Annotated in this window: 7 protein-coding genes; 1 reads left to right on the forward strand and 6 read right to left on the reverse strand. The window is 57.1% G+C overall.

What is annotated here, in order from left to right; translation table 11 throughout:
• Positions 1-252 precede the first annotated feature (252 nt).
• Complete coding sequence (locus tag SM754_RS14040; RefSeq protein ID WP_323676870.1) at positions 253-1,368, reverse strand: DNA-methyltransferase; 1,116 nt, start codon at positions 1,366-1,368, stop codon at positions 253-255.
• 125 nt (positions 1,369-1,493) lie between these two features.
• Complete coding sequence (locus SM754_RS14045; protein WP_323676871.1) at positions 1,494-2,021, reverse strand: hypothetical protein; 528 nt, start codon at positions 2,019-2,021, stop codon at positions 1,494-1,496.
• 236 nt (positions 2,022-2,257) lie between these two features.
• On the opposite strand from SM754_RS14045, the gene SM754_RS14050 reads away from it, so the two are divergent.
• Complete coding sequence (locus SM754_RS14050) at positions 2,258-2,830, forward strand: hypothetical protein (RefSeq protein ID WP_323676872.1); 573 nt, start codon at positions 2,258-2,260, stop codon at positions 2,828-2,830.
• Between the two features lie 200 nt (positions 2,831-3,030).
• Here the strand turns inward: SM754_RS14050 and SM754_RS14055 are convergent, their stop codons facing one another.
• The 4 genes from SM754_RS14055 to pglZ form a co-directional block, all read right to left on the reverse strand.
• Entirely contained in the window at positions 3,031-5,949 is a 2,919-nt protein-coding gene (locus tag SM754_RS14055; protein WP_323676873.1) for a helicase-related protein, read from the reverse strand.
• Between the two features lie 64 nt (positions 5,950-6,013).
• Complete coding sequence (locus SM754_RS14060) at positions 6,014-7,285, reverse strand: hypothetical protein (RefSeq protein ID WP_323676874.1); 1,272 nt, start codon at positions 7,283-7,285, stop codon at positions 6,014-6,016.
• Positions 7,286-7,294: 9 nt separating this feature from the next.
• Positions 7,295-11,611, reverse strand: coding sequence for a BREX-5 system adenine-specific DNA-methyltransferase PglX (gene pglX, locus SM754_RS14065; protein WP_323676875.1), 4,317 nt, complete (start codon positions 11,609-11,611; stop codon positions 7,295-7,297).
• A gap of 73 nt (positions 11,612-11,684) precedes the next feature.
• Entirely contained in the window at positions 11,685-13,877 is a 2,193-nt protein-coding gene (gene pglZ / locus SM754_RS14070) for a BREX-5 system phosphatase PglZ (RefSeq protein WP_323676876.1), read from the reverse strand.

Consider the following 13,877-nt stretch of genomic DNA (forward strand, 5'->3'; position numbering starts at 1 on the left):
CTGAAATGCGCCGTCAGAAACATCGAACTTAGCGTCAGCGGCTCACACCTGTGAAATCACGCGTCTAAACAAGGCCCAATAGTGTGGGACAAGGAGTCGTCCGTTTTCGTTCTTTACACGCACCCGGAGAGTCATACTTTGACGTCCGGGATAGGGGCTTTGAGGAATTGCTCAGCGACCGCTAAACGTCCTTGTTGACCCTGATAGCGATGAGGATTTCATCTCAGCGATACGAATGGTCTCCCATCTTACTTACGATTTTGAAACGCTCTCGGCTGGCCCAAGGTACTCGGTCTTGACGTTCCCCCCATCGCGGTAGACCCGGTACTTGTACGGGCCGTGGGGACACGACGAGCAGTTCTCCTTTCCACATGACACCTCTTTCGCGACGATCGTGCCGTTGTGAGTGCGTCGTACCCCTGCAATCTGGTCTTCGTCGTCCACCACCTGCGAGACCTCCTCTTCGGGAACGAACTCGCGGTGAGTGGCCAGTTCGTGAGCGTAGTCCCCAATCAACCGGAGTGTGGTCGGATCCTGTCTATCGACGGCGTCACGAATGTACTGGGCAACACCCTCCGGTGGCGACGGTGGGGTCGATTCTTGTTCCTCTCCGTCATCAGTCGACGTATCGAGACGTTGCCTTGCCGTTGCGATGTATGACTGGTTTTGATCGAAGCCCACGTAGTCTCGTCCGGTCTGCTTGGCGGCGACCGCGGTAGTTCCAGTCCCGACGAACGGGTCAAGAACCAAATCGCCGGCGAACGAGTACAGCGCGATCAGTCGCCGGGGCAGTTCCAGCGGGAAGACCGCGGGGTGGTCGGTTTCCACATCCGGACTCGGTCGTGGGAGTTCCCAGACACTCTGTGCGTACTCACGCCATTCATCGTTCGTGAGTTTCGATGCCCTGCGTCGCTCGCTGTCTACGGGTGGGAGGTCACGCCGTTCGTGGTACTCTTCGGAGACGTACTTGCGGAAGACGAGGATGTACTCGTGGCGTTGGTTCACGGGGACGTTCGTCGGGTAGGGGTACGACCCGAGGAGCGCACCGTCTCCGTGCGACGTGTACTGATCTTTGATCCAGGCGAACTCGTCGAGGAAATCGAAGCCAGCGTCTCGACATAGTTCCATGACGTGGCTCCGCAGCGGGACGCGTCGGTATCGGCCATCACCCTCAGAGTCGAAGGACGCTGCTATGTTGATGCAGACTTTCCCGTCGGGTGCCGTCGCGCGGAACAGTTCCCTGATGACATCGTCCATCAACTCGCGCCACTCCGCGATTGGCCGTCTATCGTCACCAGCCTCGTCGTAGTCCTTGCCGAGGTTGTAGGGCGGGCTGGTGATCGTCAACTGTACGGTCTCGTCGGACAATTCCGACAGTCGACTGCCGGCATCGCCCACAAAGAGGCGGTTGCGAGGCGACACTTTACTATCGTCTCACAGCCGACGCCTATGAATGTATTTGACCGTCGCAATTGTCTCGACGGCGGCCAGTCTCAGGGCCTCCGGCCATCGTACGCTTCCTCGTGGTACGCCAGAACGTCGCGCACGCGTGCTTGCGACACCACCAGGGGGAGCGAATTGTGAGAGTGCCAGTTCTCGTCCGTGATGTCGCTCATCACCTTCGTTGCAGCCCGTGCAATATCCTCCCGTTGCTCTTCATCGTTGATGTTCCGTCGGATGAAATCAAACAGCGTGTACCAGTCTGCCCCATTCAGACCGAACGCCACGTATCGATTGCCGTGATCGACGATCGGGCGTCGCTCTGCTCCCTCGAACGCGTCATAGCTCTCCTGCACGCGTTCAAGCACGCGGTAGACTTGCGTGGGGTAGAACTCCAGTGCCTCTGCCTCGCGGTGCAGTCGACTCTGGGCGTGCTGGTGGTTCGCAATCACGTCGCGAATGCTCGGGCGTGGGCTGGTCTCGTGGAATGCATCGTGCAGTGTTCGAGCGGGAATCCCATCTAGCAGTGTCTTCGTCGTCTCTGGCTTTGGAATGTCGGTTGCTTCGTCTCGGTCGTCCATTCGGAGCAGTCATGCGTCGAGGCAGTCCGGGCAATAACCATGTCGTCCGAGGGGTCTCCAATCGAACATTCCGACGGCAACAACTACCCTGTATTGGCTTGATCATCGCCCTCTTGTTAACTTTCTCAGATCGAATTGGGGCGGTAGAGGCGATAAAGGCGCGAATCAGGTTGCTTTGGGCTAAGCAGCGCACCACGTCTATGGTTTTAAGTTAACCATCAATATGGAAGAGCGCAATGTCGACAGAAGCCAACACCGCCAGCGTCGAGCGACTGAACAACATCAAACGGCAACTCGAACGGATGGTCGAACGGAAGTGGACGCCGCTCCGTGAGAAGCACGACAGTGAGCCGATGGAAGTCCGGACTGATCGAGAGACCATCCGCGTTGGGCACGTGAACAAGCTCTGGAGTTCGCTTCTTGGCGCGGACGTGATTCGGACGTTCGACAGCGGCTACTACGACTTTTGGAGCGGCACGACGGTCAGCGTCCAGCCGATCTCCGCGTCAGAGTTCTACGAGGCTCCCGAAGGGATGAATGTGCGACGCGCGGCTGCCATCAGGGCGGTCGACGATACCGGTATTCACGTCCCCGTGATTTCCGATTCTGGGAACGCGGTGCGGCTGAAGTACTTCGAAACCGAGGAGGGGGCCCAACGGGCCGCCGCGGTGCTGAAAGACCCCATCGAAACCACGTACGAAGAGATGTGGAACGGGGGTGTCGAGGAACTCGAAGTTCGAGAGGTTGAGGAGCCCCGTGAGTGGCTCGCCCCCGACTCGTGGTATTCGGTTCTCGTCCATTACGAGTGACCGGGTGTCTCATCACGCCGAGGGACGCTTTCATTCGATCCCTCCACTGAGGAGGGTCTCTACCGTCACTTCGCTCGCCAAAATCTCTGCTGCGTCGATGTGGCTGATCTCTCCTTCGACGACATCTATTCGGATACGATAGAGCACGTCTATGGTGTATCGAGCCATCCCGATGACGGATAGCGTACTGAGCCCTACTCCTACAGCGGTAGCGTGAAACAGTAATTCTCGACCTCGGGAGCTAGAGAAATGACCTGTTCACGACGCTTCAGCTCGTTCCGTCGCGTCTCAATCCGTTCTTCGAGCTTTTCGAGTCGTTCCCGCTGCCCGCGGATAGCGATGTTCATGTCTGAACCGGCCTCTGCCTTCCGTTCGTACTCCTCGATGAACGACTCGATTCGCTCTCGTTCGGCTTGCGCGTACTCGTCGAGATTCTGGAGTTCGCGACTCGTCTCCTCATGTCGACTCGCGACGAGATCGGATTTGATCTCGTTGACGCGAGCACTCACATATCGGTCTGCCGCCGATTGCATTTCTTCCTTCGCGTCAATCACCGTCCGAAGGGAATCAATGTCGGGCTTCGCAGAGACTGTTTCCCCTTCGACGACTCGCTCCCCCAGCGCCTGCTGGGCGTCCCGCTGCTCAGCATCGACGAAAACGGGAATCGTCTCCTCTCGGATCACCTCTCCTGTGCCATCTTCGAAAGCGACTCGGTAGTTGTAGGTGATTCCTGGTGTGTCGACGAAGGGAAGCAGCTTCAGCCCGATTTGTCCTCGTTCGTCATCGAGGACACGAGCCATGAGGCGTTGGAGGACGTCGGTATCTGGGGCGAGATAGGTGATTCCCTCATGCTCCATAGCGAAGTCCCGGTCGAAGGTGAATGGGCCGAACGACGCATCGCCGTTTGGCGGCCGAACACCCTCCGGTAACTCAGCGTGGTAGAGGTTGGTGCCCTGCTTCTCGAACTCGCCCCCGAAAGTCGTGACTGCACGCTCGAAGAACTCCCGAATATCTCCTTGGCTGCCGTAGACGTCCTCGGAGTCATCGACGACCTCCTGGATTTGACGGCGACTATCCGCGTCGAACGTGCTGGTTTCGACGAGGCTCCGCTCGTACCATTCTTCGAGCGTCCGCTGACGTTCCTCGATCATCTCCTCGAGTTCTTCTTTGGTCGCACTCGGTGGCTCGTCGTGCTGAATGGAATCCATTATCAGCGAGTCGACGTCGATGTCGTCCAGCATCCCCAACACGTCCGCCGTATTGCCGAGTTGCGAACGAATCTGTTCGACCTTGTTCTGGAGCATCTCGAAGATCTCGCTCTCACGGGTATCCTCGAAAAGGAAGTTCCAGACCTTGACCTCCTTGTCCTGCCCGTAACGATGGATGCGACCAATGCGCTGTTCGAGGCGGTTCGGATTCCACGGGAGTTCGTAGTTCGCCATGATGTGGCAGCTATGCTGGAGGTCGATTCCCTCGCTGGCAGCGTCAGTGGCGAACAATAGCCGGGATTGGCCGTGATTGAACTCGTCTTCGATGCGGGCCCGGTCTTCCTTGTCGACGTCGCCGTGGATGACGAGAATCTCGTCGGCCCACGGTTCGTCCTGTACGAACTCGAGAAGATAGTCGAGCGTGTCTCGATACTCCGTGAACAAGAGGAGTTTCTCGTCGGGTTGCTCTTCGAGGAGCTGGCTGATGAACCGTCGTACTTTCTGGGCCTTCGAATCGACTGGGAGACTCTCTGCGAGTGCAACGAGGTCGCGAAGCGTCTCAATCTCCTCCTGGAGCTGTTGGTCGTCCTGTGCGACAGTCAAGCCAGCAATCTCATCCTCCGCCTGTTGCTTGCCCTCCTCATCCAAGTCCTCGCCGTCGAGGTACGCCTCCGCCTCTTCGGAGAGACCATCTGCGGACGTCTCCTCGTCGAGTAAGTCGTTTAGCCGGCGGCGGAGTGTGGCGTGTATCGCGCCGACGCTGCTCACGAGACGCTTTTGCATCAGTGCCATCGCGAAGCCGACCGCTGGCTCGTTCAGTTGCTCCGAGCGATTGTAGACGTTCTTCACGTAGTCGGTGACGCCACGGTAGAACTGGCGTTCATTGTGGGTCATGCCGACCGAGATCGACTTCACCTCTCGGTCTGGGAAGACCCGATCGCCGTTCTCGTCGTAGATACCCTCCTTTCCACGACGCATCATCACCCGATCGACCGCCTCCTGCGTGAGTTCCCTGTCCTCAGCGACGAGGAACGGATCGACATACTCGACGAGAGAGCGGAAGGCTTCGCCTTTACCATCGTGGGGCGTCGCACTGAGCAGCAACAGCGAGTCAGAATTCCCTGCGACGACATCGACCATTTTTGCGGTCTTACTCGGAGAATCGCCGCGCTTGGCAGCCTTGTGGGCCTCGTCAACTACGACGACGTCCCAGAACGCGTCCTGCAATGCGGGACGGAACTCCTCTTGGCGAAGGAAGGCCATGCTCGTGACGAGCTGTTGCTGATCTTGGTTCCAGATGTTCGCCTCCTCACCGAGTCGTCGACGCTCACCTTCGACCCACGCTCGATCGGCAACAGTGAGATCGACATCGAAGAAGCGATCCATGTCTCGAATCCACTTCTTCTGGAGGTGTGCGGGGACGACGAAGAGGACTCGATCGGCACGGTTGCGGGCGGATAGTTCCTTGAGTATGAGTCCCGCCTCGATGGTCTTCCCGAGTCCGACGTCGTCACCGATGAGTGCCCGCTGGCGGAGCTTCTGCATCACCCAGTTCACGCACGCCAGTTGGTAGGGTTCCAGCCTGACGAGCGAGTTTGAGATGCTCAGCAGTTGGCCCTGTTCGTGGGCGAGTTTGAGCTTCGTCGCCTGCGTGTGGAGGTCGAACCACCGGGCTGAGACCGCATCGTGGTCGGGGTGTAGTTCGTCGAGCTGCTGACCGGAGAACGATTCGAACTGGCTTCGATGGGGTTCGACAGTTACGTCGTCGAGGCAGACCGTTTTGACGCCTTCACCGTCGATGTACACTCGAAGGTACTCGATGTCGCCGACAGTCCGCGTGTGGATGACCTCCGCGGAACTGCCATTGAGAATCACCCGTTGGCCGGGCGAAAGTCCTGTAGTGTCCGTCATCAAGTGATGGATGTGTTAACGAAGCATGGAATCATGAATCTTGTCGGCGGTGCCGTTTCTGAGTTCAGTGTGATTGTTCGAACGATCGGAGTGTCCGCTCGATCTGTGATTCGACGTGGTCGATCTCGTCGGCGTACGCGTTCGTGATAGCGGCGTACTGCTCAGGGATCCTTCCAGCGACGTTTCTGCTCTCGAACTGTTCGGAGTAGGTCTTCAGGAGCGATCCGTTGGCTGCTTCGTTGACGAGCGTTCGCTTTTCGCCTTCGACAAAGCGTGTCAGCACCGGCTTCATCACCTCGTCAGGGATGTCGTAATTACGTTCCTCGTGGAGGATTGGTTCGAACAATCCGCCGGCGAGATGGGGCACCTCTTGGAAGGATTCCGGAAGTTCAGCATCGCGACTCCGAGGCCGTTCGGCGAGGGCATCGTAGAACAGGGGCTGGAGATACTGCGAATAGAAGCTTCCACGAAACCGGTTGAGTCCGTGGTTGTGTTCACTCCATTGATCGTGAAGTGCGACATCCTCGAGGATGCCTCGATCGATCAGTAACTGGAGATACGCCAGTCGGTCGACGAAGAGACCTGCGAAGGCGAGTTCGTCATCTTCGGTGGCAGACGCTGGCGATTCGAGCGAACCGACGAGATTCAATTCGAGTTTATCATACTCTCCGCCCCCAATCAACACTTCCAGATAGAGGTCGTAGAACTCGGAGAGTCCGCCGATTTCTCGACGAACGCCGTAGTGGTTGAGCGTTTGGTAGAAGTCACCCAATACACCGTCGACCGACTCATCAGAACGAATCTTCTCGGTGTAATTCACGAGACCACTGTCTCTGGCGATGCCTCGAATGGCCGGCGTGAGATCCTGCTCGGCAACGACGTCGACGAGGTCTGCTCGGCCGTGGTCATCTGCTTCGACCTCGTATATCGCCCAGCGGAAGCCGTCGGTTGCGATACCGTACTCGTACCGTTTCGAGTCGAGGTACTCTTCGATGTCTCCCTTCGCCTCGGCGAAGTTGTTGATCGACTTGTTCTCTCCGATGACGCGAGCCGCGAGGTTATCGATGCGGAAGTCGGGGCATTCGTTCTCGTCGCCGACCGGATAATATGGGCGAGGAGTGTATTCGAAGCCCAGCGTCTCCAAAGTCGGCCAGATTAGTGCGTCTTCGATGCACCGTTCGGGCTTCTGGCCGAGGTTTTTGCTCAATAGCGTGCCATCGCCCTCGACGATTTCATCGAGTCGCGACTCTTCCATCTGTGCGTCCAATACGGAGAGCAAACTGTCGATATGCTCTCTCATCTCCGAGATTCCGTCTTCAATTTCCTGCGAGGACATATTGGATTTCTAAATCACTTTGTCTTCAACGATTTCAGGGACGATATTCTTCTCCGCAAGTGGCGTAATGTTAATCGCGACGCCGTGCTTCTGGTTGGGTTGATAGCCAGCGGTCGTAATCTCCGACAACGCCCGATCTGACCAATCAGAGGGAATCTGCTTGTAGACCGTCTGGCAACGATCGTCGATTTCTTCGGCCAACGCTTTGAACTCCCATAGCGACGGTAAATCATCGACATCTTCGACCTCTTCGTCGTCCGCGATTTGTTCGATGTACTCTTGGTCGATGATGGACGCGTCATCGATGCCCATCGCGAGCGAGGCGAGCATCCGTTCATCTTCGGTCAGATTGTCGAAGGGCTCTCCCTCCTCGTTCAGAAGGTCATCACCTTCGCGCTCGAAGTAGTAGGTCAGGAAGAGGATGCCCGTGCTGGAGTAGTGATCCGAGCCCTTGAGCCGCCAGTTGAAGTAGTCGAAGAGGTCGGCAAGATGGGCTTCGACCGAGTTGTCGTTTGGTTTGGCGTACTCCTTGCAGGCGTGTTCGAGCTCCTTGAGCGCATCGAGCCACTCATCGCGCCACTTGTCGACTTTGTCCCAGAATCCATCCGAGAACGTATCTTGGAACCACTCTTCGCCGTTCAGTTCGCGGAGTCGTTCGAGCGTCTCGATGCGTTCAGCCGTCTCCTCACGGAACGTCGCTACCTTCGGGGCCAACTCGTCGACGCGTTCGTGGGCGTCGGCGTCGAAGTTACGTTCATTCGTGGCACCGAGTTCTTGCAGTACTTCTTCGAGTTCGGCGATCTGTTCGAGGGCGCTCGAACAGAACTCGAACGTTTCGGTTGCTTCGGTACGGTCGCTCGTGGAGAGTGATTCGTCGGTGCGGCGCTGGTTCGCGGCCGACCGTCGCTTGCGGAGGTCGGCCTTCCGGGGTTCGAGATACTGGTTGCTCAGGCGGTCGAACAGGCTGGCGTCGAGTTGGTGGTAGTCGACGAAGCAGGCAAAGCCCTCGCCCTTCGCGTCGGCGAGCAGCCGTTCCGTGCTAAGCTTCCAGACGATGGGCGTGTTCTCCATCGTGTCGACGTGATACTTGAAAAGGCCGTTATTGATGAACGCCCGAAGGTTAGGGTACGCTTCATCACCCGCAGATTCGGCTCCAAGGATGTCGTCGATTTCAACGAGTCGGTCTTCGGCGTGTTCGCCGTACGTGTCTTCGAACTGCTCGATGATGCGGTCGAGCATATTGGCTTGTTCATCCGACCCTTTCACCGGGATGATACCATCCGGTTCCTCGCGGACGGCTTCCATCGCAAAGTGGTGGACAAGATCTGTGACTTGTTCGTTGAGGTTCTCCGGGATTTGGGGGACTGATTCTGGGTCGGGGAAATCGCGGTCTTCAGGATCCTCTGCAGTCCGGAGGAAGATTTCTGTACGAATGACTTCACGAGATTCTGTTGAGAGTTCCAGCTCATCAAAAATCAACTGATCAATCTCATCAGAAAGACTTTCCAATCGCCTCTGACGCCGTAAACTTTCTACTGTAGATTCCCTTGCAACCTCTCTGACCTTCTCAGATGGCTGAACATGGCCCAGATTGGAGCCAATCAAACTATTTTCGTCACTTGGGTGGGAATGATCGTAGAAAAATTCGTTTTCAGACATCCCTAATAACAGGGTGGGTTTCACATAGTATGGGCTGACAGGGTTTGAAGCCTTGTTTTGAAGCATTGTCGAATATTGCTCCTTTGCAAGCTTGTCCAACCTGTCTAACGATTCCAACTCCGTTATCCAAGGTGCGGCACCAACCTCTCCTGCATTCCATTCACGCTCCCATGTCTGGGAGAGAAATATCGAATGATAAAGATCCGAATTTAGAATCGCCAACGTCTTCCAAAGGGAGATGTCGCTACGGGGGACAAGAAGCAGTCCTTTGAGACTAAACAGTCCAGAGGGGAAGTATCCGAATCGCCGTCCAGTTCGCTTGATATACGTCCACGTTAATCCTTCGTGACCGTACCACTCTTCATTAGGATATCGAGTCTTATTCGGTGACCTTTTAACCTCTCTACCATCTTCCCCCCAGTTGATTGTGTCTAATACTTGGGGTATAACCCATGCATCCGGCCCGCCGCTGGCTATCGGTTTGAATGTGTCTTCCTCATCAGTCTCCCAATGTTTTCTGTAAAACCGACTTTTGTTGCCAGACATAATCCCCAGCAATGCATGGAAGAACGATTCTCCGTCTACATCAGCTGTATCTGCATCAATCTTCGTTTCTCGGAGGTGCAACCTCCTGACGTCAGAGGGCGTAGAATAGCTTAGAGATGCGTTCGGTATATTATCGAACTGGGACAGCTCGGTAGTAAATAATCGCTTGACATCGTCCGGCTCATTTGAAATAGTGTTGACAAATTTGTTCTGCTTATCTTTTCTATCTACATCGTGAAGGCGAATGAAATCGCCAGAAGGTCTGCTGACAGACGATCTAACTACAGTAGCTACGGTCGGAACGGTAGCATTATCCAAAATACCGTACCCGAATTCTGCTAAGAAGTCAAACCCACCTCTATCCCCGATGAAGTCTCTTCGAAATTCCTCAAACTGGTGACGATACATGAACGATCGAGGAACAAGCATCCCAATTCTACCATTATCTCTTGTGAACCCCTCGCAAACTTCAAAGAAATTAATGTAATATTCAGGGGTGTACTCATAGTGGTCGTAAACGTAATTCTGAACCAAATCAGGCATGCGGTTTCGTGACCCATAAGGCGGATTCATCAGCGCCACATCATAATCCTGTGCCAGAACGTCTAGCAGTCGAACGAAGCTCCGCAAGTCCTGCGCTAAGAACGAGTCTTCCTCCTGATGTTGGTCTACCGCCTCACGCAAACTATGGAGAATCTGACCGAGTGTATGGTCTTCACGAGGATCATCGTCCAACGTAATCTGAACACTTCCTTCGTCAACCTCGTCCTCGAAGAGGTCACCAAGCGTTCCACGTACGTCGAGTAGACTCCCGAGACCATGGACTTCTTCAAATGCATTGAGAATCTGCCGTAGGGCGCTTTCGATATCGGATTTCCCCTCTGCGACCTCGTCGAACACCTTCTCAACACCTTCGATGTCGGCCACCTTTGCATCGGCACAGACGATGCCGACCTCCGGCATGTCGAAGCCGTTCGCACCCTCGGCTTCGGCACGCGTCCGGCCCTTCAGATAGAGGTTGAACGCAGCGAGCTGGCAGGCGCGCATGTCGAGGTCGACGCCGTAGAGGTTGTTCCGCAGAATCTCGCGAGGAATCTCCGCGTGGTCAAGGTCGGTCTCCGCTCGCCAGATACGCTCCAAAACGTCGAACGCATACAGCAGGAAGTGGCCGCTCCCACAGGCCGGGTCGATGACGCGGATGTCCTCGGGGCCTTCAAATGCCGGTGGTTCGCCTTCCTCCTCTGAGGGTACGAGATATGTGCAGAAGTCCGTGATATCGGTTGACTCGTCGGGCGAGAGCGGTCGATTCTTACGCTCGTCTGGAGTGAGCGACTCCTGTGCCTCGACGGCGTCACTCAACTCGCCTGTATCTTCGAGATAAAGTTTGCCGAGTGAGTTGTCGGTGAGCATCCGCACGACCCAGTGGGGCGTATAGAACTGGTTCGCCGCCGGTACGTCTTCTGGGTTAAGCCCATCGCGGTCGCCTTTCTGACGGAGGTCGTCGAGGAGTTTGACGTTGTAGTACTCGTAGACCCAGCCCAAGACGTCGTCGGCCCGCCAGACCTCGTCGGCGACTTCGTCAAGCTTCCCACAGAGGTCTTCGTAGGTGTCGTCGTCGGGGTCGATGAGGCTGTAGGCTGTCGAGCGGTCGAAGAGGATCTCGATCTCCTCGGCGAGACCGTCGCACGCGTTCCGGTAGGCTTCCAGGACGGCCTCCTCTTCTTGCATGAACTCCTCGTTGACCAGCCGAGCGGCTGCCGGCGTGAGTCCATCCTCGCGGAACACCGTGACTTCCTCGTTCACAAAGTCTCGGACTTCCATGCAGCGGAGTGCAGCCAGCCGATTGACGATGGTGTAGCCGACACCGGTGATGTACTGTTCGTAGCCGTCATCCCAGTCGTTGCCGTCGACGGCTTCGAGCTCGATCGCTTCAACGAGGTCATCTTTTTCGTCGCCCAGGGATGCGTCCTCGCTGGGGCGATTATCAAGGTCGTACTCTTCGAGCTGGTAGCGAACGTTCGCCTCGACGCGGTCGCGCATCTCGGTGACGACATCCTCGAGATGCTCGCGCTCTTCCTTGTCGAGTTGGGCCTTTCGCTGGGTGGCAGAATTTCCGTCCATAGGAGAGTTAGTGATACTTCACTCAGAACCACGGGGACGTCTTGAAGATTGTCCATGCCCTGGGACGAATCCATCACCCCTGTGTAATGCTGATGAAATCCAGAACGAACTCCTGTGGTAGCAGTCCACCGTGATAGAAGCGGGCGTCACCGAGCCCTTGTTTGCTGAATCGTTTGAGTGGGCTTGCGAGGACGCTTACGTCGGCGTCGAGGTACCCCAATCTGGCACTCGAATCGAGCAACACGCCGGGTGCGTCTTCGTCAACGTCTTCGCCGGCGATCCAGCGTCGCCCAGAGTCCGTCGCTTCGGGTGGACGAGAGATCTTCTCCGGCGTGACGTGGTGAGGAAGGAGGACGAATCCGTGGTCAGTCAGGATGTGGGCCTGATCCCACTCGCCTTGTTTGAGCTTGCTGCTGATGAAATCGGCGAGCGTCTGGACGCGTCGTGAGAGCATCTCCTCGAGGTCGCTGAGTTCCTTCTCGCCGATGTTGTCGAGGTCGTTCTTGTAGTAGGCGACACGTGTCGACTGCCAACCATCGTTCTCGTCACGTGTGACTGTCCAACCGTCGCCGTTCAGGAGGGATTCACGACGGTTTGGTGTGACGCGTCGGTTGTTTCGAAGCGGTTGCAGCTCACCATCGACGAGAGAGATGTCGAACATCTGGACTTCGCCAGGCGTGAGCGCGGCTTTGCCGAACTCGGTCTCCGATGGGAGTGCGCCCAGCCAGACGCTCTCGTCGATGGCGAACTCGGGAACCTCGGCGGGCATGGACGCGACGTATTCGCGTAGTTCGTCCGCGAGCTGTCGAGCGAGGTCGAGTCGGAGGGCGTCGATAACGAAAATTGCGACCGTCTGGCCGCTCTCAAGTCCGGCGGACTCCTTGGCGAAGAACTGATAGGCGTGATCCTCCTCAACGAACGGAGCGCCAGCCTCGACGGTCTCGGTAACGAGGTCGCCCAAGTCTTCGAGGTAGTCGACGTACTCTGACTGGAGTTCGGCACGAATATCGTCCAAGGCTCCGGTCGCCGGATGTTCGTCCGGCAGCTCCGTTTCCGGTTCTCCGGAGACGACGAGATTGAGGACGGCGTTGTCGATCTGCCACGTGCCGTCGTCCTCGTCAGCGTATAGCGAGACGACATCGTCGGTCGCACGCTCGTCCCACGTGTCGAGACGGTGTGCCAGCCGAGCGACTTCGGTTGCTTGCTCCCACGTCTTCGTCCAGACGTTATCTGGGCCATAGGCGCCTTTGTACCCACCGTGGTATCCCTTGCTTCCCCGGAGTTCTTCGAACCGTTCTTCGGCCCATTCGAGGCACGTCTCGTAGTCCGCCGCTTCGAATCTCGTCTGCCATTCGTCCCAGATCCGATGTTCGAGTGCGCCGTCGACGAGGCAGTCAGCGAGTTCCCAGGGGTCGTCGATGTCGCTGACTACCGACGGCCAAACCTCTTCGCCTAGGTACCGGTCAGCGATGAGGTTGGGGGCGGACGTGTTGTTCAGTACGGATTTCAGTTCGGGTAACTTGTGGGCGCCGGCGGCCTCCGTTCGGAATTCCTTCGGGAAGAGGTCAGGGTCGGCGCCAGCGTGAACCAGCCATTCTGCAACGGCCCAACGACGCGTCGCCGTGACGATTCCCTCCGGATCGGTTTCGGTGGCGACTGCGTCGACGCCCTCGCTGGTCAGCAAGTCCTGCATCTGTTCGATGGTGTCGGGGCTGTCGTCGATGTCGCCCCAGCCGTTCTCCAGGACGAACGCGACCGGGTCGGTGTAGCCGCCGGTGACGATCTGCGTGCGGAGTTGTTCGAGCGTCGGGAGCTGCCCGCCTGTGAGTTGGTCGTGGAGGATTCGCGCAATCTCCCGTCGCTTCGCGGGGTCGTCAGTCTGCGTCGTGGTTTTCAGCTCCCACGCATCGAGTTGCCCGCGCTCGAACGCGTGAACGGTGAGGTCTTCGATGCTCATCTCCACCTCGCCGCCCGTATGCTCGACATCACGGAACCAGTCGTAGTCGCCCTCTGTGTGCTCTGGCTCTTTGACGTGTGGGACGTACCAGACCTGTTCGCCATCAACTGGGTCGGCACGGAGCTCCAGTGGCGTCTCCTCGGCGATCTTTAGCGGAACGTCGAGTTCGTCGCAAGCCTGCGCGATGATGTCCTCGAGGTAGTTCCCGTCGTCCCACCAGAGGACGATTGGGTCGGACGACTCGGCCCGGTCGAACTCGCTTTGGATGCTGTCTTTCGCGGCGTCGGGGAGGGTCTGTTTCGCTTGCAT

Source organism: Halorubellus amylolyticus (assembly GCF_034808145.1).
In the GTDB taxonomy this organism is placed as follows: domain Archaea; phylum Halobacteriota; class Halobacteria; order Halobacteriales; family Natrialbaceae; genus Halorubellus.